General features: G+C 45.2%; 5 protein-coding genes and 1 pseudogene. 1 reads left to right on the top strand and 5 read right to left on the bottom strand.

The features are described from left to right. Positions 1-28 precede the first annotated feature (28 nt). Positions 29-214 (top strand): helix-turn-helix domain-containing protein, encoded by a 186-nt coding sequence (locus tag ACKFKF_RS34610; protein ID WP_446871885.1) that lies wholly within the window; start codon positions 29-31, stop codon positions 212-214. A gap of 6 nt (positions 215-220) precedes the next feature. Here ACKFKF_RS34610 and ACKFKF_RS34615 read toward each other — a convergent pair whose 3' ends face one another. The 5 genes and pseudogenes from ACKFKF_RS34615 to ACKFKF_RS34635 all read right to left on the bottom strand — a co-directional run bounded on the left by ACKFKF_RS34615 (position 221) and on the right by ACKFKF_RS34635 (position 3,361). Next, positions 221-496, bottom strand: coding sequence for a hexameric tyrosine-coordinated heme protein (locus ACKFKF_RS34615; RefSeq protein ID WP_446871886.1), 276 nt, complete (start codon positions 494-496; stop codon positions 221-223). 14 nt (positions 497-510) lie between these two features. Continuing rightward, positions 511-1,251: an alternative oxidase gene (locus tag ACKFKF_RS34620; RefSeq protein ID WP_446871887.1), complete on the bottom strand. Its 741-nt coding sequence runs from the start codon at positions 1,249-1,251 to the stop codon at positions 511-513. Positions 1,252-1,265: 14 nt separating this feature from the next. Further along, entirely contained in the window at positions 1,266-2,045 is a 780-nt protein-coding gene (locus ACKFKF_RS34625; protein ID WP_446871888.1) for an SAM-dependent methyltransferase, read from the bottom strand. A gap of 64 nt (positions 2,046-2,109) precedes the next feature. Next, positions 2,110-2,586, bottom strand: a pseudogene (locus ACKFKF_RS34630) (lipocalin-like domain-containing protein). Then, positions 2,570-3,361, bottom strand: a complete 792-nt coding sequence (locus ACKFKF_RS34635; RefSeq protein WP_446871889.1) for a dioxygenase family protein — start codon at positions 3,359-3,361, stop codon at positions 2,570-2,572. The pseudogene ACKFKF_RS34630 and the gene ACKFKF_RS34635 overlap by 17 nt, the downstream one beginning before the upstream one ends. Between the last annotated feature and the right edge of the window lie 58 nt (positions 3,362-3,419).

Consider the following 3,419-nt stretch of genomic DNA (forward strand, 5'->3'; position numbering starts at 1 on the left):
TCTCATGAAACCCTTTCCTGCTTAGTTTTTGCAAGCTTTTGTCCTGTACTTAGCTCACTACCATATTGCTCGGACAATTGGTATTTCGTATGAAGAGTGCGTTCGATTGATTGGAAGCTTGAAATCTGTGATTGAGTACAAGCATGGGGGACAAATCACGATTTTGGATTCAGAGGAGTTAGAGGCGATTTCAGCAGGGCTAACAGAAGATTAATTGGCTTCAGGATTCTCGCCAATAGTTGTTGGCTGCTGCAATTGTTGCGAACTCGATCGCGACAACATGACCCGCCGCAATCAGCATCATGGGATCGTCTCCATAAGCAGTCCGCATTTGCTTGCGTTTCTCTTCATCAGGCTGAGTCAGCTTAACAATCAAGCGTGCCATCATAACCGCTAACTTTCGCCCTTCTTCAGGAGTGGCTGTCATGAGTGAATTGTTTGGAATCAAGGTTAATTCAGGTGCAGATAGATTGGAAGTTAAGGTTGCGTTCGTCATGATCAATCTCCTTGTTATGAATGTTTTGTTTCAGTTGCAAAAGCGGGCAGGTTTTCTGGTCTGACATCTGTAAGTGCGATTCCTTCTGAATTTTGCTCGGCGTTAATCGCAGTATGCGGACTCTTAAATGTTCGTTGTGCTTCAAGTTGCTGACAAAAAATCATTGTTTTGACGTGCTCATGTTCATCATCTCGAATGTTGATAAACACATCATAGAGATTATCTACTTTAGGACGGCGAAACTCAGTTTGGGTAATTTGCATTTCCTCAAACATATAGAGGTCGCCATCTCGGTAGTAGTTAACGGCAACTTGAGGCGCGGGTGTTGCTTTTAGGTCTTCTTCATTGACCTCTAGATAGTGGTTATACGTTTCGTAAGCATGTTGCTCGATCAATTCCATCATGTAGTAGGCAGACTTGGGCAATAGCATATAAAGTGGGACAACAATCCAGTAATAAACCATTGCTAAGTGCTGTGCTAGAAATCGATCGATCCAGTAGCGATCGCCTTCTAGCGATTCCATAATCAAAAGATGATGCAATTCGTTCCAGGTTTCAGAAAAGTGAACTTTCAGCCAATCTGCTTTTCGCCAGAAACCTAGCGTTTCATAGAGATGCAGGACAGATAGATAGGCAAAATAAGGAACACGGGCAATGGTTTCTAGAACGTAGAACCGTTGATAGGGACGGCTTCGATACAAAACATCCGTCACAAATACGAGAATACTGACCACAAATCGAATTAGAGCTTTCACGATTCAAACCTCCGTCATTGTTCTCGAACTGCACAAATCGCGACATATCCTAGATCGTGGTAATGCTGATCAAACACCTGACGCATTCTCACAATGCGATCGCGAATTTTTTTCTGTGTCAACACATTCCAGATTAGCTTTGCTGTTCTGACAAATCCCTCATCTTGAAGAACTTGAACAGGTTTTAGCAATCGCATTTTTCCAACTTTGGCATGAACGATCGCAAGCCCAACTTGGTTAATCGCATCTGTCCACCCTGATTTTGCGAGTGGTGTTGCATTGGCGCGAATTGCTTGTGCTAAATCACGATGAGCTTGTTCAACATTGCGATGGGCAAGGAGTTCATGGCTCAGAAACTTACCACCTGGTTTGAGACGATCGGCGACTCCCTGCAAGATTTTAGCTTTCCCCGCAGGCGATTGCATGGTTAGGATCGCTTCTGCCAAGACGTAATCAAACTGTTCAGTAATCGCGTTGAGTCGAAAGATATCGCCTTGAATGATTTGAATTTGAGCAGTCAATCCAGCGAGTTGAACCTGTCGTCGTGCGATCGCGACTCGAACAGCATCTTTCTCAATTCCAATCACGTTCACATGGTGCTGTTTTGCTAACGCGATTGCGCTTGTCCCTAAACCAGAAGCTAGTTCTAGTACTGTTTCACCGGGTTGAAAATTTGCCCATTCAAAAAGTTGCTCAGTTGCCGATCGTCCTCCTGGGCGTAGCACTGTTTTGCCAGCCGCTGCTAGTACTTCGTGTCCTGGAGCCGTTTCAAGATTGATTGCGGTTAAAAACATGATTGTGTCCTCGAAAATAAGCGATAACTACACTGTGGCGGAGTGGTGCGGATTTGTCTTTGAGCTAGCTCATAATGCGCTCCCAAATCAATTCAAAAGCGGTCTGAGAGCCATTTCTTGGCGTTCTGAGCGTGATTTGATTTCCAGCGATCGTGAAGGTGCGAATTAAAGCTGTCCCGATTCGGTTCGGAATCGATGCAATCTCAAGGTGATGGGTGACTGTGTTGCCATCCGTGGTGTAAGTCCCGGCATAAGCATTGAAGGTTGTGAATGCTTGAGCAAGTTCCTCGATTGGAATAGAACACATCTCATCACTGAGCGGAGATTGCACGGGTTTACTGAAGGGTAAGCGATCCGGGACGGATCAGCTTCGCTGCACGCTTCTAGAAAATATCACCATCACTCGCCCTTCTGCTGTATAGGTGATGTAGCCTGTGGGTTTCGAGCCATAGATTTCAGTATCGATCGTACCGTCAGAATGAATTGCACTTGCAGAAACTAACTTCCAAACACCAATGAGCGGATTATGCTGAGAGGACATGACTTTGAATCGTGAATTCGTGATCTTCCGTCAGCATAATCGGATTCAGAATAAAATCAAACTCGCTTGTATAGAATGCTTGGTCGCCAGGTTGCTCGTGCTGTTGAGGTTGAATGATGGCAGTTCGGACAGCAAACGTTGTATCAGAATCTAGATGAGGATCGCCCGCAATGTAGATTTGAGTGGTGAGCGGACTGTAGTTGGGTGCGCTTAACTTAAAGTGAATGTGCGCTGCTCGCCAAGTGTGCCGCCCCAAAAGCTCCAATACTTCGCCACAAGGACCACTCGACGGAACATGATATCCAATTGGAATTACAGTTTCAAACTGATACTTACCTTCCGAATTGGTCTTGAATTGTCCTCGAAAGTTCCATTGAGGCTGAGATGGGTCTTGAATGTCGTAGAGTCCTTTTGAGTTGGGTTGCCACACATCTACTAACGCATTCGAGATTGCTCTACCGTTCGGATTCAGAACTCTGCCAGATAAGCACAGGATTTTACCTTCTGGATCGATGCCAATTTGATCTCCGAAATCACGCTCTGGAGCATTCGGAACATATAATGGCCCTTCCAAATTCGCTTCAGTTCCAACATCACTACTATGCAGCAGTTCTACCAGTTCTGAAATGCCTAGCAAGTCGGTCAGCATGTGAATCTCGCCTGTAGGGATCTCTTGAGTGTGATGACTTGCCTGATTGAGAAAATCGCGCCCATGCTGCAATTCTACTTCAGTCAAATTTGTTTCTCGCACAAAATCGTGCAGGTGTTGAACCAAACTTGCCTGCTTGACTGACAAAACTCAGGAAAGCGAGAAAGGAAGCTAGGAGGGAAGT

The sequence above is a fragment of the Phormidesmis sp. 146-12 genome (assembly GCF_052939495.1).